This is a genomic window from Deltaproteobacteria bacterium (assembly GCA_009692615.1).
Lineage (GTDB): Bacteria > Desulfobacterota > Binatia > UBA9968 > UBA9968 > DP-20.
This window is the reverse complement of sequence record SHYW01000115.1, coordinates 1-17,177: the sequence shown is the minus strand read 5'-3', so window position 1 is coordinate 17,177 and position 17,177 is coordinate 1. Positions and strand designations below refer to the sequence as shown.

The 17,177-nt window shown below is 56.6% G+C and carries 18 protein-coding genes; 7 read left to right on the top strand and 11 right to left on the bottom strand.

The features are described 5' to 3' along the window. Positions 1-314 precede the first annotated feature (314 nt). Positions 315-1,106, top strand: coding sequence for an isochorismatase family protein (locus tag EXR70_21185; protein ID MSP41012.1), 792 nt, complete (start codon positions 315-317; stop codon positions 1,104-1,106). 93 nt (positions 1,107-1,199) lie between these two features. Here the strand turns inward: EXR70_21185 and EXR70_21180 are convergent, their stop codons facing one another. Beyond that, entirely contained in the window at positions 1,200-2,369 is a 1,170-nt protein-coding gene (locus EXR70_21180; protein ID MSP41011.1) for an MFS transporter, read from the bottom strand. A gap of 116 nt (positions 2,370-2,485) precedes the next feature. On the opposite strand from EXR70_21180, the gene glpE reads away from it, so the two are divergent. From glpE to EXR70_21160, 4 genes are all read left to right on the top strand, one after another. Further along, positions 2,486-2,800 carry a thiosulfate sulfurtransferase GlpE gene (gene glpE, locus EXR70_21175; GenBank protein MSP41010.1) on the top strand — a complete coding sequence of 105 codons (315 nt, stop codon included), beginning with the start codon at positions 2,486-2,488 and terminating at the stop codon, positions 2,798-2,800. A gap of 55 nt (positions 2,801-2,855) precedes the next feature. Then, positions 2,856-3,809, top strand: a complete 954-nt coding sequence (locus EXR70_21170; GenBank protein ID MSP41009.1) for a hypothetical protein — start codon at positions 2,856-2,858, stop codon at positions 3,807-3,809. A 94-nt stretch (positions 3,810-3,903) separates the two neighbouring features. After that, positions 3,904-4,716: a DUF427 domain-containing protein gene (locus EXR70_21165; protein MSP41008.1), complete on the top strand. Its 813-nt coding sequence runs from the start codon at positions 3,904-3,906 to the stop codon at positions 4,714-4,716. A 146-nt stretch (positions 4,717-4,862) separates the two neighbouring features. Beyond that, positions 4,863-5,852, top strand: a complete 990-nt coding sequence (locus EXR70_21160) for a hypothetical protein (protein MSP41007.1) — start codon at positions 4,863-4,865, stop codon at positions 5,850-5,852. A gap of 15 nt (positions 5,853-5,867) precedes the next feature. Here the strand turns inward: EXR70_21160 and EXR70_21155 are convergent, their stop codons facing one another. The 7 genes from EXR70_21155 to EXR70_21125 form a co-directional block, all read right to left on the bottom strand. Beyond that, positions 5,868-6,704, bottom strand: coding sequence for a hypothetical protein (locus EXR70_21155; GenBank protein MSP41006.1), 837 nt, complete (start codon positions 6,702-6,704; stop codon positions 5,868-5,870). Between the two features lie 379 nt (positions 6,705-7,083). Next, the gene (locus EXR70_21150; GenBank protein MSP41005.1) at positions 7,084-8,226 is read right to left on the bottom strand and encodes a hypothetical protein; all 1,143 of its coding nucleotides are present in this window, start codon (positions 8,224-8,226) and stop codon (positions 7,084-7,086) included. A 28-nt stretch (positions 8,227-8,254) separates the two neighbouring features. Further along, entirely contained in the window at positions 8,255-9,007 is a 753-nt protein-coding gene (locus EXR70_21145) for a sigma factor regulator FecR (protein ID MSP41004.1), read from the bottom strand. 21 nt (positions 9,008-9,028) lie between these two features. Continuing rightward, positions 9,029-9,676, bottom strand: coding sequence for a peptidylprolyl isomerase (locus EXR70_21140; protein MSP41003.1), 648 nt, complete (start codon positions 9,674-9,676; stop codon positions 9,029-9,031). A gap of 154 nt (positions 9,677-9,830) precedes the next feature. Continuing rightward, positions 9,831-10,823, bottom strand: coding sequence for an LLM class flavin-dependent oxidoreductase (locus EXR70_21135; GenBank protein ID MSP41002.1), 993 nt, complete (start codon positions 10,821-10,823; stop codon positions 9,831-9,833). A gap of 179 nt (positions 10,824-11,002) precedes the next feature. Beyond that, positions 11,003-12,271 (bottom strand): MFS transporter, encoded by a 1,269-nt coding sequence (locus EXR70_21130; protein ID MSP41001.1) that lies wholly within the window; start codon positions 12,269-12,271, stop codon positions 11,003-11,005. A gap of 90 nt (positions 12,272-12,361) precedes the next feature. Next, on the bottom strand, positions 12,362-12,922 hold the full coding sequence (locus EXR70_21125; protein ID MSP41000.1) for a peptidylprolyl isomerase: 561 nt from the start codon (positions 12,920-12,922) through the stop codon (positions 12,362-12,364). A gap of 340 nt (positions 12,923-13,262) precedes the next feature. Between EXR70_21125 and EXR70_21120 the strand changes: the two genes are divergently transcribed. Further along, positions 13,263-14,123 carry a DMT family transporter gene (locus tag EXR70_21120; protein MSP40999.1) on the top strand — a complete coding sequence of 287 codons (861 nt, stop codon included), beginning with the start codon at positions 13,263-13,265 and terminating at the stop codon, positions 14,121-14,123. A gap of 127 nt (positions 14,124-14,250) precedes the next feature. On the opposite strand, the gene EXR70_21115 is transcribed toward EXR70_21120, so the two are convergent. The 3 genes from EXR70_21115 to EXR70_21105 form a co-directional block, all read right to left on the bottom strand. Continuing rightward, a complete protein-coding gene (locus EXR70_21115; protein ID MSP40998.1) occupies positions 14,251-14,676 on the bottom strand; it encodes a Zn-ribbon domain-containing OB-fold protein in 426 nt (141 codons plus the stop codon). A 106-nt stretch (positions 14,677-14,782) separates the two neighbouring features. Next, positions 14,783-15,976 (bottom strand): thiolase family protein, encoded by a 1,194-nt coding sequence (locus tag EXR70_21110; GenBank protein MSP40997.1) that lies wholly within the window; start codon positions 15,974-15,976, stop codon positions 14,783-14,785. Positions 15,977-16,021: 45 nt separating this feature from the next. Next, positions 16,022-16,240 carry a DUF2283 domain-containing protein gene (locus tag EXR70_21105; protein ID MSP40996.1) on the bottom strand — a complete coding sequence of 73 codons (219 nt, stop codon included), beginning with the start codon at positions 16,238-16,240 and terminating at the stop codon, positions 16,022-16,024. Between the two features lie 232 nt (positions 16,241-16,472). Here EXR70_21105 and EXR70_21100 point away from each other — a divergent pair, with 232 nt between their 5' ends. Then, on the top strand, positions 16,473-17,045 hold the full coding sequence (locus EXR70_21100) for a twin-arginine translocation signal domain-containing protein (GenBank protein ID MSP40995.1): 573 nt from the start codon (positions 16,473-16,475) through the stop codon (positions 17,043-17,045). Positions 17,046-17,177: the final 132 nt, after the last annotated feature.

The window sequence follows — 17,177 nt, the reverse complement described above, 5'->3', positions numbered from 1 at the left end:
TGCCAACCGAAGGAGAACCCAACACCAAAATCTAAATCGACGTGCCAGCTCAACAATAAACCCCAGGGGCTTCAAAGCCCTTTTCTCTTAACCTGACTGGTACACTATTGCGCCGCTATCTGGCACATTTTCTCTCCGCCATTGACAATGGATTTCTCCCTGCGGTCGAAATGACATGTTGGCCGGTTTCCCCTTGGCGTCTTTGCGCCTTTGCGAGAGATACTCTTATTCCCAATTACAGCTGCGACGGGCGATGTTGACGATTCAACTGCGGCGGTGATAAGTCTTAACTCAATTCAAAACGGAGGTGCTGAATGGCTGAGCGCGTTTGGGAAAAATTTCTCAGTGAACAAGATAAAGCTACTTTAGTTGGCAAGGCGGAACGGCGGATCGGTTTCGGCGAGCGGCCGGCGTTGTTGTTGATCGATCTTTATCGCTGGGTGTTTGGCGATAAGCCGGAGCCGGTGCTGGAATCGATCAAGACTTGGCCGGGGAGTTGCGGCATGTCAGGTTGGAATGCGCTACCGCATATTCAAAAATTGCTCGCCAAGTGCCGCGAGGTCGGCATTCCGATTATTCACGTCACCGGCATGGACGGCGTCGCCGTCGAGCCTTGGGCTTTTCGCCGCGATACTAAGAAGCGCGCGACTATGGGCGCCGATGAGCTGGATCGTTTTCGCCGCCGTTACGACATCGTCGACGAGGTGAAGCCGATTCCCGGCGAGACTGTTTTCAAGAAAGTTTCGCCCAGCGCTTTTTGGGGCACGCCGCTGATCGGCCACTTAAATTTTCTCGGCGTCGATACCATCATCGCTTGCGGCGAGAGCACTAGCGGCTGCGTGCGCGCCAGCGTGGTCGACGGCACGACCAATCGGCTGCGCATGGTGGTCGCCGAAGAGTGCGTCTTCGACCGTCACGAAGCCTGTCACGCGATCAACTTGTTCGACATGAATCAAAAATATGCCGACGTGTTGCCGCTCGACGACATCGTCAAATATCTCGATGGCTGGCGTGCGGAGAAGGCCGGCCAAGTGGGTTACGCCAACAACAGCATGGAGTATTTGAAAGATCTCGCCATCGGCGAGGAGTATAAGGGACTCAGATAGGGATTGGAGTGATGGAGTAGGGGAATTGGAGTAGTGGAGTAATGGAGTGTTGGAGTAATGGGTTTTCCGGAACCCCATCACTCCACCACTCCATCACTCCGGTTTCCCGCGTTTTAGTCCCCACCACGTGAACGCTAAGACGACGAGCGAACTCAACGCCATCACTTGAAATCCCTGCTCGTAACCCATCATTTCGATCGTCACACCGCACGCAAGCGGCCCGAGCATTTGTCCAACCGAAGTCGACGCGCGGGAAAGACCGAGACTCAACCCTTTGGCTGCCGGCGGAGCGCATTGCAATGCGAACGTCGTCGAGCCGACATTCGTCCAACCGAAACCTAACGTCATCACCGCCAAGGGTAGCAGCAGCGTGAAGTATCCGCTGCCATGAGCTTGCAAGAGAAACATCGGGATACCCACCGCGACGCCGAGCAAAATAACCCGAGGCGCTTGAATCCGATCGGCTAGTAGGCCGCCGCTAAAACGGCCGAGCGTATCGGTCAGCCGCGAGATCGAAACCATGGTGCCGACGACGTCGAGACCGATGCCGCGCCGATTGACGGCGAAAAACGGGAACGCCACCCGGGTGACGCCGACCAAGAAAAAGAACGATTGGCAGATCGCCAGGCAGGACGCGAGAAACGGCGGCTGCTTCACCAGCTTGATACCTTCGCCCCAAAGCGTCGTCGACGCATCCCTGACGGTCTTGCGATAGCGGTGGGCGCCGCCAAGTAGGACGAGAATGAGTCCGAGCAATTCCGGCACGGCGTAGAGTAAAAAAAGCGCATCGAAGCCGAGCCATTTCCCGACAAAGCCGCCGAGCAGCGGACCGAGAGTGAAGCCGATCCCCAAGGCCGAGGCCATCTGTCCTTGCACTTTTCCCTGCTGCTCGGGAGCCGATTGGTCGAAGCCGATTTTTCTAAGCGAGAGCGCGAACATCGCTTCGGTGAGTCCGTAGACCGCGAAGACGACGAGAAATATCGGCATGGCATCGAGAAACAGATAGCCGATCACGCTAACGGTGAAGCCGATTATTACAGCAGCGATGAGCAGCGTGCCGGAACTGAAATAGGTCGCCATCACGCCGGAGAATAAATCTGAGCAGACGCGGCCGATGCCGTTGGCAACCAGCGGAATGCCGGCCAGCGCGACTGAATAGCCGCGTTCTTTCATGAAGAACGGCGCGAGCATGGCGGCGCCCGAAGAGCCCGCGGTCTGGCAAACCGCGGCGGTGACGTAATACGCGATCGGCGAAAGTTTCATAGCGCCGGATTATAGCAAGAGATTTCCGCCGCGCCTACGCCAGCGCGGGAATAAATCCACTGTGGACAGCGCGGTGCGAGCTTGATAAAACGACATCGTCAGAAAAGGAGTTGCCGATGGATATCCCGCAGCTACAAATTCACGAAGCGAAAAAGCAGTTCGACGAGAAGATCAGTTTGTTCGTCGACATTCGCGATGCCGGCTCCTACCAGCAGGCGCATATTCCCGGCGCGCTGCACTTGCACGACGGCAACGTTCAGGAATTTTTGCAGACCACCGCCAAGGATCGCAACGTGGTTGTCTACTGCTACCATGGCAACAGCAGCATGGGCGCCGCCGGATATTTCCTTGAGAATGGCTTTACCAACGTCGCCAGCATGATGGGCGGCTTCGAGGCCTGGCGGCAGGTGTATGAGCATGAGACGGCGTAAATCAGTCGAGGATGAAAGATCGAGGATCGAGGATTGAATAGATTAGGAGGCTTCCATGGGAGTTGTGATTGGCAGCGGTGAGTACCGTTACGAAGTTGTCGAAAATTTTGGCAAACTACCCGATGACTCGACGTTTCACGAAGTGGCGGCAGTGGCGGTCGATAGTAAGGACCAGCTTTACTGCTTCACCCGCGGCAAGCATCCGGTGATCGTGTTCGACCGCGACGGCAACTTTTTGCGTTCTTGGGGCGACGGCGTGTTCAAGCGCGCCCACGGCGCGACCATCGGTCTGGACGAGACGATTTTTCTCACCGACGACGGCGATCATACGGTGCGCAAATGCACGCTGGACGGGAAAGTGCTCATGACCATCGGCGTGCCGGGAAAGTCTTCGACTTATCAAGGCGGCGAGCCATTCAATCGTTGCACGCATGTGGCATTTTCGCCGCGGGGAGAAATTTACGTCTCCGATGGCTACGGCAACTCGCGGGTGCACAAATATTCGCCAGATGGAAAATTATTGCTGTCGTGGGGCGAGTCGGGCTCCGATCCGGGGCAATTCAACATCGTCCACAACATCGTCACCGACAAAGACGGTTGGGTTTACGTCGCTGATCGGGAGAACAACCGCGTGCAGGTGTTCGACGGCAACGGCAAATACGAAACCCAGTGGAACAACATGCATCGTCCCTGCGCGCTCTACATGGACACGACCAAGAAAGATCCGCTCTGCTACGTCGGCGAACTCGGACCTGGACTGGGCGTGAACCTGAACGCGCCGAATCTCGGCAACCGCGTCGATATCTACGACAAGAAACGCAAGCGGCTGGCGCGTCTCGGCGATATCTTCGCCGGCGAGAAGCCCGGCCAATTCATCGCGCCGCACGGCATCGCCATCGATTCGCGCGGCGATATTTATGTCGGCGAAGTATCGTGGACGATCATGGGGCAGCGCCTGCAGCCGCCGCGCGAACTGCGCAGTTTGCAGAAGCTGAGGAAGTTGAATTGAATGGACGATTCGGATTCGGAAATTTAACCGCAAAGAACGCAGAGGGCGCAAAGTAGGGGCGCGATTTATCGCGCCCTCCGGCTAGGAGACTTTCATGCAAAGCAATATCACTCAAGAACGCGTGCCGATTCACGGCGATGCTGGCCATTGGCTGCATATCTCGCAGAGTCCGCGCAATGTGCGGGTATATTTTGGCGGCGAGGTGATCGCCAGCAGCAAGCGCGCTAAGTTGGTGCGCGAGGCCGAAGTGTTGCCGGCTTATTATTTTCCGCGAGAAGATGTCCGCGCCGATCTGTTCATCGCGAGCGGGCAGAGATCCGATTGTCCGATCAAAGGTGCGGCGTCCTATTGGTCGATCGGCGCCGGCGGCAAGTTGGCTGAGAAGGCGGTTTGGAGTTATACCAATCCATCTCCCGCGGCGCGCGCGATCACCGACCATTTCGCCTTCGAATGGCCGAAGATGGACAAGTGGATGGAAGAGGAAGAAGAACTCTATAAACACGCGCGCGATCCCTACAAGCGCGTCGATGCGCTGCCGAGTTCGCGACACGTGCGGGTCGTCATCGACGGACAGACGGTGGCGGAAACGCGCCGGCCGTATTTGGTTTTCGAAACCAATCATCCGGTGCGCTACTACATCCCACAGGAAGATGTGCGCATGGAATTGCTCGTCGCCAGCGCGACAACTTCGCGCTGCCCGTACAAAGGGCCGGCATCTTATTGGTCGGTTAGGCTTGGCAACGAAACGTTCAACGATCTGGTTTGGGGTTATCTGGAAACCATTCCCGAGTGTCCAAAGATCAAAGGACTGCTGAGTTTCTTTCACGAGCAGGGCTGCGATATTTACGTCGACGGCGAACTGGTCGAGCGGCCGCAAACAAAATGGGCGCGGCCGCTGCGCAGCTGAGTGCGCCGAAGCCGCAAGCCGCAGCGATTGACGGATGAAGAATTAACCACGAAAAGCACGAAATTCACGAAAGGGGAATCCGGATTTGTTTTCGTGTGCATCGTGTTTTTCGTAGTTAAAAACTTTATTCTTCGACAGACAAAACCATGCAAGCACTTCACTGGGACGGCCATCAGTTACGCTTCGATCCCGCCTATCGGACGCCCAAAGCTCCGGCTGTTGGGGCGACCGGCGGTCGCCCTCCGACCGATGCGTCATCGATGGCGCTGGTCAAGGTTCATCTCGCCGGCATTTGCTCCACCGACTTACAAATCCTCAAAGGCTACATGGGCTTCACCGGTGTGCCGGGGCATGAATTTGTTGGCACCGTGCATGAAGGCCCTCGCGAACTCATTGGCAAGCGCGTTGTGGGCGAAATCAATTTCGGTTGCGGCGCTTGTGACAACTGCCGGCGCGATTTGCGCCGCCATTGCGCCAACCGAAGCGTGATGGGCATTCTCGACGCCGATGGCGCCTTCGCCGAATATGTCGCCGTGCCCGTCGCAAATCTTCATCTTGTTCCTGACGCCCTCTGCGACGAAGAAGCGGTATTTACCGAGCCGCTAGCAGCGGCATTCGAGATCCTCACGCAAATCCAAATCGATCCCGGCGACGAGGTGCTGGTGCTCGGCGATGGCAAACTCGGCAACTTGTGCGCGCAAGTTTTGCGAACGACCGGAGCGAAAATCACCGTGTTGGGAAAACATGCCGACAAGCTCGGGTTGATTAAAAAAGCCGGCGTTCGCACCGTTCAACTGAGTGAATGGCAGCCGCGTTTGTTCGACATTGTCGTCGAAGCGACCGGTTCGGCGGCCGGACTCGAAATGGCCCTCGGCGCCGTGCGGCCGCGCGGCACTTTGATTCTCAAGAGCACCATCGCCGGCGCGCACCAAGTTTTGCTGGCGGCCATCGTGATCAACGAGATCAACGTCATCGGCTCGCGCTGCGGGCCGTTCGGCGCTGCGCTCGCTGCTTTGGCTGGGCGCCAGGTTTCGGTGACGCCGCTGATCGATGCGATCTATCCATTGAGGGAGGGCATCGCTGCTTTGCAATGTGCTGCGCAGCCCCGCACGCGCAAGATATTGCTCCGCCCTTGACCGAACGAGGGTTGTCTATTTCCATGGCTGCTTGCTGAGCAAATCTTCGATAAATTCCTTCGCTTGGGCGAGATCGTAGCCGTAGAGTTTTCGCGCCATGGCGATGGCTGTGATTTTGTCGCCGCCTTGCACGAGATCGAGCAGCTTGGCTTTCTGTTGTTCTTGACTGAGCCCATCGAATTGGGCCAGATCTTTCGACGCGGTTTCCGCTGGACGAACCAACGTGTGGCGCGTCAGGGCGTCGAGGAGAGCTTGAACCGGAGGAACAACCGTCCAGTCGATCTGCACTCGATTCGGCGCAACCACGCGCACGGGAAAATCACCGTAGCGCGCGATTGAAATCGCTTTGCCTTTAGCGACACGTTCATGTTCTTTAACTAATTCCTCACTCAGTTGGCGGCAATCGCTGCTCACTTCCAATTCCACGAATTTGCGAATCTTAGTCGTCTTGGCGGTGTGTTCGCTCAAATCCTCGACTTCGCGCTTTTCGCGGACGAATTTCGCCGAGCGTATTTCCGCGTAGGGAAGGAAAACTACCGTGGGATCATATTCCGGAAAGCGGTCGTTGAGATAGGAGCGAAACTTGACGAACAAACCGTCATCTTCTAAACGCACCAACCAGTTGGACGGCCGGAAGCGGGCGAGAATGAGCTGGTGAAAAATCAAAAGGCAGGAAAGAATCGCGGCTGCGCCGAAGTAGGCGAGCCAAGCCGATTGGATCCAGGCGTAGCCAAGCAATCCCGTCCCTGCCGCAAGTGCGATCGTTCCTCCGGCGCTGGCGCGCAGCCGGGAGTGATAAAACACTTGGGCGCGTCGATTCAAAGCCACATCGGTCATACGCAGGAGTTGCATCGCTTACATCTACCTCAGTTGCGAAACTTGTCGGCCGGTCTGATTGTGAACTGTCAAAATTGTCCCAATGCAATGTCGCACACCGTCGGTCGTCGGTCCAGTAGAATTTTCCAAGAAGGTCTAAGTTCGTGGATTCGGCAATTCCTCGCGCCAGGGACGGCAGGATGGCAAAGTCGGAAAAGCATTCTTCCCCTCTGGCTTCGTCGCGTCTCGGCGCGAGATTTTCCGAGTGTCGATTGCGGCTTTGCGGCGCTAACTGTCGAGCGACAACCCCCGCAGTTGGCGGAAAAACTCGCCGATGGCGCCGTTGTGGACGAAGTCGGCGAGGTCGTCCAAGGGCGTGGGATCGCGGTTGACGATGGCGAGCAGCGCGCCGCATTTATTTTGCCGTGAGATCGTAAAAGTATAACGTGCTATTGCCGCCGCCATAACGATGACTGAGCGGCCTCTTGGTCGTTAAGACCGATTCAATGCGCTGGTTAGGAAATCTCGCGGCATAAGGTTCCATCCAATTGAAATCGAGTCTCGTGCCGGCAAAAGAGAGGTCTTGGTTTTTATTCGTATACTTCTTGACCACGTCTGGATCGTCCAAAGCTTTTAGTAAGAACGCAATTGCAGTGTGCAAACTCTTCCCGTCGATGGTCAAGCTGTAAAGATCTATGCCTTGGCGATTTGCAATCTCGGCAGTGTACACGAGCGGGAGAAGCGCAAAATTTTGATAGTGAAGAGCCCGTTCGCTACGATCCATTTCCAGCGGGAAACTTCCATCCCGGTTCATTGAAGTTAGGGCGTGCCGGTAGGTATTGATCGCGAACAGAAATAATTCACGGTCGTTGCTGACAACCCCGGATATAGCTGCTTCTAGGCCCCGCCAGTATGCGTGATTATTGCAGCAGTCTCCCTGACCTCCAGAAAGGCTGATATGTTTTTTTGCGGCTTTGTTGAGCCAGCCGTCAATAGTTCGTCTCGTTTCATTTCTTATTGACGCATCGTCTCTAATGATCGAGTAAGCTAATCCTGCAGACACCGTTGTCCAGACCGCATTGTACCAAGCCTGTCGCCCCCGGTTGCTATAGTCAAAAAATAAGAGAGAGTCTTTGCCTGCCCAAGCTTCGAGTACGCTAGCGACGCATCGCGCGTAAGTGGCATCACGAGTAACAAGATAAAATTCCGCCATGTCGGTTACGAAGGCCTCGAATCTTTGCAGCGGAGCAGTTGCCGTGGCATACCCGTCTGGGTTTTCGTAGAACATTGGTATCACCAAGAAGCCGATAGGTTCAGGCGTTGCTGTTTTTTCGCAACTGCGTGGGGAGCGCATTGCTGATAATAAGGTGCTGTATTGAGTTGATCTAAGCAGATTGAAGCGTCCTTCCCGGTCAAAATACGACGCATTCGGGTCAGAAATCTTGAACTCGCCGCTTTGGCTCAGGCCGCTGAACATTTCCTCTGAGTTACAACCTGACAAGACGAGCGCAACGAGTGAAATTGTAGCTACGACGAAGGACAGGCGTGAAGGTTTCATTGTCCCTCCGGCTTGGACGTCAAAGGTCTTAATGCGGAACTAATAATGATCGAAGCTTTTCGAAGAACTCGCCGATGGCGCCGTTGTGGACGAAGTCGGCGAGGTCGTCCAAGGGCGTCGGGTCGCGGTTGACGATGGCGAGCAGCGCGCCGCTCCGTTTGGCGATGACCGGAAACGACGCGGCGGGTTGGACCTGCAGCGACGAGCCGATAACGACGAAGATATCGGCTTGTTCGCTCCACCGTTGCGCGCGCTGCATCGCTTCGATGGGCATCGATTGGCCAAAAGAGACGTTGGCTGATTTCAAATAACCGCCGCAGTCGCCGCAGGTCGGCGTCGGTAGACCGTCGTGCCAGCTTTCGTAAACGTCGACCGGTTGATAGCCCTTGCCGCACTTGAGACAGGTGACCAAGCGGTCGGTGCCGTGCAGTTCGACCAGTTTGTTCGCCGAGCTGCCGGCGATCTTGTGCAGGCCGTCGATGTTCTGTGTGATCAGGCCGAGTAGTTGGCCGCGCTGTTCGTATTCGCAAATCGCGTCGTGGCCGATGTTGGGCTGCACCGTCTTGAAAAGTTCGTAGGTGGCTTTCTTGAGTTGCCAGTGTTGTGCCCGCGATGCCTCGCTGGCGAGAAAATCCGGGAACAACACCGGTTGGAATTTCGTCCAGACGCCGCCGGGGCTACGAAAGTCGGGGACGCCGGATTCGGTGCTGATGCCGGCGCCGGTAAAAAAGACTAGCGCCGTCGATTCCTGAATGCGCTCGGCGAGTTCTTCGAAAAGCATGGAGAGTTTAGTTCCACGTGACTATTTTTTCGCCGGCTCCGCCGGTTTCGCGGGCGCGGCGGGCGCGGCCGGTGCGGCAGCTTTGGCCGGTGGCGTGATCGGAGCGCCAGTTTTAGCCGGCGCGTCGCCTGCTTGAATGTCGACGACTTTCACGTCGAAGACCAAAGTTTTTCCCGCCATCGGATGGTTCATGTCCATGACGATGATTTTTTCTTTAATCTCGTGGACGCGCATGGGGATTGCTTGGCCATCGGGACTCTTGGCCATCAGTATGGCGCCGACTTTGAGGCCGTTGGCGGGAACCTTTTCGCGCGGCACTTCCTGAAACGACGCTTTGTTGATCGGGCCGTAGGCGTTTTCCGGTTTCACCGTGACATTTTTTTGCTCACCGACCTTCATGCCGGTGAGCGCTTTTTCCAAACCGGGAATCATGCGCCGTTGGCCGTGCACGTATTTCAACGGCTCTTTGCCCTTGCTCGATTCGATCACTTTACCGTCGCTGCCCTTGAGTGTGTAGTCGATACTGACCGTCGCTCCGTCCTTGATGACGGGATCGTTCTTGCCTTTTTCTGGCACCTTCTCCGCGGATTTTTCCGCGGCGGCGCTGAATTGCGGGATAAGAGTTAACGCGAGGGCAAGGGTCAGGAACGGAAATAGCTTCGGGCGCATGCAGATCTCCTGTGAATCGAGGATAGGGATTCGAGTTAGATCAGTTTATACGCTGCCCGCTCCGAACACAACGAAAGCGCGCGGTGAAGGCGTGAAAAGGGTGGGCAGTTCGATGACGAGCTTTGTTTTTAGCTAATTCACTAACCGCTGATCTCTAGTACCTCTGAATCACTTCCTTGCCCCACTTGTCCATCACTTGATCGTAGCTCGCGTTGGGCGGCGTCAGCAGGATGCGCTTGACACCGTCGGCTTCGAGCCGTTTCACCTTGGCGATGCATTCGGCGGGTGTGCCGGCGATGGTGAAGCGTTCGAGCAAATAGTCGGTGACGAACTTCGGATCGATGCGCTCTTCGATCGGTTTCGATATGTCGAAATTGTCCATGAAGAGTTTTATTCCCGCCGCTTCCCCTTCCGGCACAGTTTCCATGGTGAAGCGAAAATTGTGATGGGCGCGGTTGGCCATGCGGCTACGCACGCGCTGACGCGCGAGATCGCCGATGTCGTCGACGACGATCATGCCGGCGGGCATGATGTCGATGTCGACGAGCTTGCGTCCCGCTTCGCGCGCCCCTTCAGAGATTCGTTGGCGCGCCCAGTCGGCGACTGATTTGTCGAAACCGGTGCCGAGAATCACGCCGTCGCAGGTGCGGCCGGCTACGGCCAATGCCTTTGGCCCTTCGGCGGAGATGTAAATCGGCACCGGCCGCTGGCCGGCTTTGAGTTTTACATTGCCGCCTCCGCGTTCTTTGCTCTTGGGCACATCGACGCCGCGGTCGTGCAGCAGATCGCGGATGACGCGCAAGCCTTTTTCAAATTCGACCAGCTTGGTGGCGCTTCTTCCCAGACTGTAAACCGGACCGTCGCCGGTGCCTAATCCGACAATCGCACGGCCATTCGAGATTTCATTCAACGTGGCGAAGGAGCACGCCGTGATCGTCGGATCGCGGTAGACCATGTTAGTCACCGCGGTGCCGAAGCGAAGTGTCTTGGTATTGACGGCGCATAGCGCCATCGCTTGATAGGGATCGACGTTGTTCATCTGGCTGTCGGCGAAAAAGATCGCTTCGAAGCCTAGCGCTTCGGCGCGCTGGGCGCGCTCGACCGCTTGCCCCACCGTGCGCGCGGAACTATGTAAGCAGAAATTCATGATCGCTCCTTAACGCGAGGTTGGCTTTACATGAACCGGTTTGTTCACCACGAAGGCACGAAGGACGCGATGGTTTCGGAAGGAGCGCAAGGCGCGCCTTGCTCCTACAACTTCGTGCTCTTCGCGTCTTCGTGGTGAAATTGATATTCGCACAATCAAGTTAGCCGCGCGATTGGCTGTTAACTGACCCGACTGCTTTCGCGCGTCTGCCAGCGCACGCAGGCGTGGATCGCTAGGCCGGAGATTATGAAGCAGAACAGACAGACGGTAAACGACCAGGCGTAGGTGCCGGTGGCGTCGAAGAGGTAGCCGCCGATCCACGAGCCGAAGGCGCTGCCTAGGCCGAAGCTGATTTCTAGAAAGCCGAAGATCAAACCGATTTTGCGGCCGGCGAAAATATCGCCGATCACCGAGCCGTAGGTCGGGTTGCCGGCGCTGTGGCCGATGCCGTACAGAGCGATGGTGAGATAGACCAGCCAGAGCGGCGCGCCGAAGGTCATGGCGATCATTCCAGCGACGCCGAGCGCCGTGACGGCTGTGGCGATGCCGTAGGTCAAGCCGCGGCCGAGGCGATCGGAGAGTGAGCCCCAAATCAGTGTGGCGCCAATACGGATGAAGCCAATGAAGCCGAAGTAGAAAGCCGCCGCCAATTTTTCGTAGCCGACGGCGACGAAATGAGCGATGGCGTGGGTGTTGATCATGAACAGCGCGGTGCCCAAAGCGAGATGGCCGATGGTGATGCACCAAAATGGAAACGAGCGCGCGGCTTCGCCCAGCGTCCAATCGCGCGTGCTCGCGTGCTTGTTGCCGTGGCGGCCGCCGCCGTTGGCGTTCGAAGGCGCGGTGTCGCCGTCGGGAAACTGTCCGACATCGGCGGGCGAGCGGCGCTGAAAGAAAGCGTTGGCGGGAACTAAGATGAGCAGCAACAATCCGCCGGTGGCGACGTAGGTCCAACGCCAGCCGATGGAGCTGACCAGCATTTGCGTCGCCGGTACCATCACCAATGCGCCCAAGCCCTGTCCCATGGATGCGATGCCGATGGCGGTGGCGCGTTTGCGCACGAACCAAAACGAGATCAGCGCGTTGTGGCCGACGAAACTGAGCGCGCCTTGGCCCAAGGCGGTGACGACGCCGTAGGAAAAATATAATGCGCCGAGAGAGTGCGCGAAGGACGACGCCACCAGCCCGAGGCCGGTGAGAAACGCGCCCAACGGCATGAGCACGCGCGGACCGTAGCGGTCGAAGGCGAGACCGACCAGCGGTGTAGCGATGGCGTAAACGAAAAAATTCGCCGACGCGATGCTGGCGCCGGCGCTGCGCGACCACGGAAATTCTTCGAGCAAGGCGAGATAATAAACTCCGAAGGCGCCGTTGACGCCGCGCATCACCACCATGTTGGCGAAGCACAGCACGATGATGACGTAGCCGTAGAAGAAGCGGGGATGCATGGGGATTGGAGTGTTGGAGTACTGGAGTAATGGGTTAAGATTCAAGAGCGTTCTGACCCAACACTCCAATACTCCATCACTCCAATTCTTTTACCTGGCTTCGGCGGCTTTGATGTCTTTGATCTTGACGTCGAAGTTGAGGGTCTTGCCGGCGAGTGGATGATTGAAGTCGACGACGACGGTTTTTTCTTTCACTTGGGCAACTTTTATCGGAATGGAGCGGCCGTCCGGTGACTTCGTCATCAGCATCGCACCTTCTTTTTGCGCTTCGGTGGGAATTTTTTCCCGCGGGATTTCTTGAAAGGCTTTGGCGTCCGGCAGGCCGTAGCCGTCTTCAGGTTTGATCGAAACTTTTTTCTGGTCGCCGACTTTCAAGCCGTTGAGTTCCCGTTCCAAGCCTTTGACGATTTGTCCGGCGCCTTGGATGTAGGTGAGCGGTGCTTTGCCGACGCTGGTGTCGATGACTTTGCCGCTCTCGTCGGTGAGGGTGTATTCGATGGAGACGATGGAGCCATCTTGCACCTGGGAGCCGGCTTTGAACGTGATCGCTTGACTGGGCTGGCCGCCGCCGGGACCGGATAGGCTGGTCAACAAGAACAACGCGGCGGTCACCGCGCCGCTCATCACCAAAAGTCCCAACAATTTTTTCATGAATGCCTCACGACAGATAGCGAACAACTTCGCGCCAACATATATTGGAGAAAATCTGAATACAACTTAATCGGCGCGGTGAGCGATTCTGGGGATGGCGGCACAAATCGGCAGTGGTTCAGTTTCACAAAACTCTTGTTGGGGCGACCCTAGGGGGTCGCCCGTCCGAGAGGGCGGACGCATTGGTCCGCCCCTACAACGGACGTGTCGGACGAAGACGAGATCCTTCGGCTCGGCCTCAGGATGACATCATAAGATTTTGTTGGCCCACGGATGCTTCTATTTTGGCCGCGTTGGCCGTGCTAAGTCTCGAAATACGGCAAGAAAGTTCGGTTAGACAATGAGCGGCGAAATCTGGGCACTGTTATCGGCGGCGGCTTGGGCGGTGGATTCGATCTTGGTGCGCAAGGGCACGGCATTTTCCAATGCGTCGACGGCGGCGTTTGTCAGCTTTCTGGTCTCGGTCTTGTTCCTGGTGCCGTTTGTTTTCATTCAATTCCCCAGCGAAAAGATATTTCATTCGGCTAATCTGTACTTCGTCGCCAGCGGCGTGATCCAACCGGCGATGGTGCGGGTGCTGTTTTACATGGGCATCGTCCGTCTCGGCGTTTCGCGCGCCGGACCGGTGCGCGGCACCGCACCGTTGTTCACTTTGGCGTTGGCGTTTTTCGTTTTGCACGAACGGCCGGGTCTGTGGGTGTATAGCGGCGCGTTTCTCACCGTGGTCGGCACCTGGCTGGTGTCTTATCGCCGGGAAGGCGAGGCTAAATGGCGCACCCTCGATCTGCTGTTTCCGCTCGGCGCCGCGCTGCTCGCCTCGGTTTCACAAAACATTCGCAAGCTGGGTTTGCTCGGCATCGACGAGCCGTTGATCGCTTCGACTGTGAGCAGCATGACGTCGTTTCTCTGCTTGGTGATTTCGCTGACGGTTTCGGGGAAACTCGCTACGCTCAAATTCCGCGGCGGTTGTCTGCCTTACTACGGCGCCGCCGCACTCTTTGCCTTGGTCGGCCAGCTGTTTACATTTCATGCGCTCTTCGCCGGCGAGGTATCGGTGGTGAGCCCGATCATCAACACCACACCGCTTTTCATTATTCTCTTTACCGCGATATTTTTGCGCGGCGAGGAAAAAGTGAACACGTTGGTGGTGCTTGGTTCGATTCTGCTAGTGGCGGGGATCGCGGTGATCACCGGGCGGTAGAGTTCGTTTCGATATCAAAGACGATGCGGTTCCCGTTGGTCACGGCATCCTACGAAATTCGGTTTGCTTGAAATTCCGCCTGTACGATGTGGTGGGCGAAGGGAACCGCATCGTTACGTTGGCGATCTTACGCCGGTTTGAACTTCGGCAGCGTGATGCCGTCGCCCGAGTCTTCGAAGACGACCTGCACCGGCATGTCGATCTTCACTTGCTCGATCGGGCAGCCGATGACGTTGCTGCATAGGCGCGGGCCGTCGTCGAGATCGACCCAGGCGGTGACGTAGGGAATGTCCAGACCGAAGCCGCGCAAGGCGGTGCCGACGACTTCGCGTATGATCGTGAAGCAGAAAATTTTTCCTTTGCCACCTACTGGAACCCAGTCGAGTTTTTCGCTGGCGCAATCGCCGCACACCGGGCGCGGCGGGAAAACCCAGGTTTTGCAGTTGTTGCACTTTTGCATCATCAGTTTGCCGGCCTTGGTGCCGTCCCAAAAGGGTTGGTTGACCGGCGTTACTTCGGGGAGAGGTTTTTTAGCTGCTTTTTCTTCTGCCATTTGAAACTCCTAACAAATAATTCACCACGGAGATCGGAATAAACTTATGATCTTACCTTCGTGCTCTCCGTGTCCTCCGTGGTGAAAGTGATTTCTCGGCCAGATGTTACGACTCACTACCTAAGATCGCCGCGGCGGTGCAGCCGAAATTTTTTCCATAATTCACCGCGCCGACGCCGGTGCTGATACCGAATTTGATATTCGGCACTTGGCGGTCGCCGCCTTCACCGCGGATTTGCCGGACGGTTTCGATGACGTGCAGCATGCCGCCGGTGGTGGACGGTTGGCCGCAGTTGATCATGCCGCCGCTGGTTTGGATCGGCAGATCGCCTTTGAAGGTGAAATCGGTTTTTTCGAAGAAGGCTTTGTCGTTTCTGCCGCAGAAGCCCAGATCTTCGATCTGGATCATGACGACGGGAATGTAGTCGTCGTAAAGATTCAAACAGCGAATGTCTTTGTGAGCGACGCCCGACATTTTAAATGCCCGCTCGCCGGCTTCGGTGATGCCGGTGATCAATGGATTGGCGCGATAGCGCGGGCCGAAGCTGGCGTTGTTGCACTCGCCCCAGCCGAGCAAATAGACCGGCGGCTTGCGCATTGTTTTCGCGCGCTCCGCCGAAGTCATGATGTAAGCTTTGCCGCCGTTGGCCGGCATGACGCAGTCGTACAAGCGGATCGGGTCGGAGATCATGCGCGATTTTTTGTAGTCATCGAGCGTGATCGGCTTGCGCAAATAGGCGTTGGGGTTGAGCGATGCGTGATAGCGGCCGGTGACCGCGACTTTGCCGAAATGCTCTTCGGTCATGCCCGACTCGTGCATGTAGCGGCTCATGACGAAAGATATTTTGCAATTGGGCCCCATGACGCCGAAGGGCATTTCAAAATCGCGCGTATCGCCGTGGGCGCCGCGATGTCCGCCGCGCTCGCTGAATGGCGCGGCTGCCGCGATGACCAGTACCAAATCGCAAAGTCCGGCGGAGATCGCCGCTGCGGCGTGGCCGAGCAGCGAAACGGAACTGGCGCCGCCGTTGCCGCCGGCGAGCGAAACCCCCGGCGTGATACCGAGTATTGCGGCGACTTCTTCGGGCCAAAACGGTTGCGAATGATTGGTCGTGTAAATCGCCGCGAGCCCTTGGCCGTCAAAATCTTTTTTCGTCAAGCCGGCGTCTTCAATCGCCAGGCGCGCCGCCCAGGCGAGATATTCCGCCGTCGATTTTCTCGGTTCGCCCGGTTTGCCGCCGAGACGATCAGTGGGCGTCTCGCCGATACCGACGATTGCAGCTTTTCCTCGTATGCTCATATTAGTCTCCGTTAATTAAATTGAGGGATATAGTTATGATACCTGTCAGGGTTGCGTTGACGGTCCGAATCCCTCGATCACAACTTGTCCGAGAGTTTCCTTGCCGCCGAAGCGTTTAACCTCATCTAGAATCTCAATGCCAGCTAATTTGCCATCGGCGTCGTAATCCGCGGCAATCCCTTCCGCCATATGTTTTGTCGTTATGGTGGTCTCTCGGAAAGTGATGCTTAGCGCGTCCACCTCAGCGTCGTAACTTATTCTCATGAAAACATCTCCTAGTGATTCACGAATATTTCAGCGCCGACAATCTGTCAAGCAAAGTGGAAAAATTCATGCTCCGCAGGAATAAGTTGACGGCGCATGGCCGGCGTGAAATAAGAAGTGCAGTCAAACTGCTGCCGGCTGATTCTGCGCTCGCGTCCATCTTGATTGGCAATCTTCGCAAATCGAAAAGCGGCCTCGCGGACTAAAATTACCGACTCGAACGGAGAGTAAAATGAATAACCGAAAAGTCGACGGCTGGAGCCGGCGGGAGTTTCTGAGAGCTGCGACGGTGGCGGGGACTGCGGGATTTCTCGGATTGGGTTCGGAAACAGCCGCGGCGCAGCAGGCGAAGAAAGTCCATCGGATAGGATACATGAGCGGCATCATCTCTTCCGTCCCTGCCTCATTCCTCCAGGGCCTGCGCGAGATCGGTTACGTGGAAGGGAAAAACCTCATCATTGTATATCCAAGCGCGGAGAAAAAATTGGCCGCCCGTGCCGCCGAACTCGTGGGTCTCAAGGTAGAGGTGATCGTCACGAGTGGTGCGACACCAACCCGGGCCGCCAAGGAAGCAACGACGACGATTCCCATAATCTTTTTGCAGGATCCCGATCCGATCGGAAACGGGTTCGTGACCAGTCTAGCGCGGCCTGGGGGAAACGTCACTGGGTTGTCGTCAATGGTAGCAGACTTATCTGGCAAGCGGCTGGAGCTGCTCAAAGAAGTTCTGCCCAAGCTCTCGCGTCTGGCGGTGTTTGGCAATTCAGCCAACGCGGGAAACGGCAGCCAGTTAAGGAACCTCTGAACAACTGCCCTGGAAGCAGGGCAGCGGAGGATAGATCGTTTTTTTCGTAATGAGTTACAGTTTTTGCGAAGTTATATCAGATTACATTTTGCTCTCGTGGTTAATAGGGTCCTTAGTTTTGCCTCGATTTGC

Excerpts from the sequence above, each read along its gene's own strand:
- EXR70_21185 (MSP41012.1), top strand. The coding sequence starts at position 315 with ATGGCTGAGCGCGTTTGGGAAAAATTTCTCAGTGAACAAGATAAAGCT.
- EXR70_21180 (MSP41011.1), bottom strand. The coding sequence starts at position 2,369 with ATGAAACTTTCGCCGATCGCGTATTACGTCACCGCCGCGGTTTGCCAG.
- glpE (MSP41010.1), top strand. The coding sequence starts at position 2,486 with ATGGATATCCCGCAGCTACAAATTCACGAAGCGAAAAAGCAGTTCGAC.
- EXR70_21170 (MSP41009.1), top strand. The coding sequence starts at position 2,856 with ATGGGAGTTGTGATTGGCAGCGGTGAGTACCGTTACGAAGTTGTCGAA.
- EXR70_21165 (MSP41008.1), top strand. The coding sequence starts at position 3,904 with ATGCAAAGCAATATCACTCAAGAACGCGTGCCGATTCACGGCGATGCT.
- EXR70_21160 (MSP41007.1), top strand. The coding sequence starts at position 4,863 with ATGCAAGCACTTCACTGGGACGGCCATCAGTTACGCTTCGATCCCGCC.
- EXR70_21155 (MSP41006.1), bottom strand. The coding sequence starts at position 6,704 with ATGCAACTCCTGCGTATGACCGATGTGGCTTTGAATCGACGCGCCCAA.
- EXR70_21150 (MSP41005.1), bottom strand. The coding sequence starts at position 8,226 with ATGAAACCTTCACGCCTGTCCTTCGTCGTAGCTACAATTTCACTCGTT.
- EXR70_21145 (MSP41004.1), bottom strand. The coding sequence starts at position 9,007 with ATGCTTTTCGAAGAACTCGCCGAGCGCATTCAGGAATCGACGGCGCTA.
- EXR70_21140 (MSP41003.1), bottom strand. The coding sequence starts at position 9,676 with ATGCGCCCGAAGCTATTTCCGTTCCTGACCCTTGCCCTCGCGTTAACT.
- EXR70_21135 (MSP41002.1), bottom strand. The coding sequence starts at position 10,823 with ATGAATTTCTGCTTACATAGTTCCGCGCGCACGGTGGGGCAAGCGGTC.
- EXR70_21130 (MSP41001.1), bottom strand. The coding sequence starts at position 12,271 with ATGCATCCCCGCTTCTTCTACGGCTACGTCATCATCGTGCTGTGCTTC.
- EXR70_21125 (MSP41000.1), bottom strand. The coding sequence starts at position 12,922 with ATGAAAAAATTGTTGGGACTTTTGGTGATGAGCGGCGCGGTGACCGCC.
- EXR70_21120 (MSP40999.1), top strand. The coding sequence starts at position 13,263 with ATGAGCGGCGAAATCTGGGCACTGTTATCGGCGGCGGCTTGGGCGGTG.
- EXR70_21115 (MSP40998.1), bottom strand. The coding sequence starts at position 14,676 with ATGGCAGAAGAAAAAGCAGCTAAAAAACCTCTCCCCGAAGTAACGCCG.
- EXR70_21110 (MSP40997.1), bottom strand. The coding sequence starts at position 15,976 with ATGAGCATACGAGGAAAAGCTGCAATCGTCGGTATCGGCGAGACGCCC.
- EXR70_21105 (MSP40996.1), bottom strand. The coding sequence starts at position 16,240 with ATGAGAATAAGTTACGACGCTGAGGTGGACGCGCTAAGCATCACTTTC.
- EXR70_21100 (MSP40995.1), top strand. The coding sequence starts at position 16,473 with ATGAATAACCGAAAAGTCGACGGCTGGAGCCGGCGGGAGTTTCTGAGA.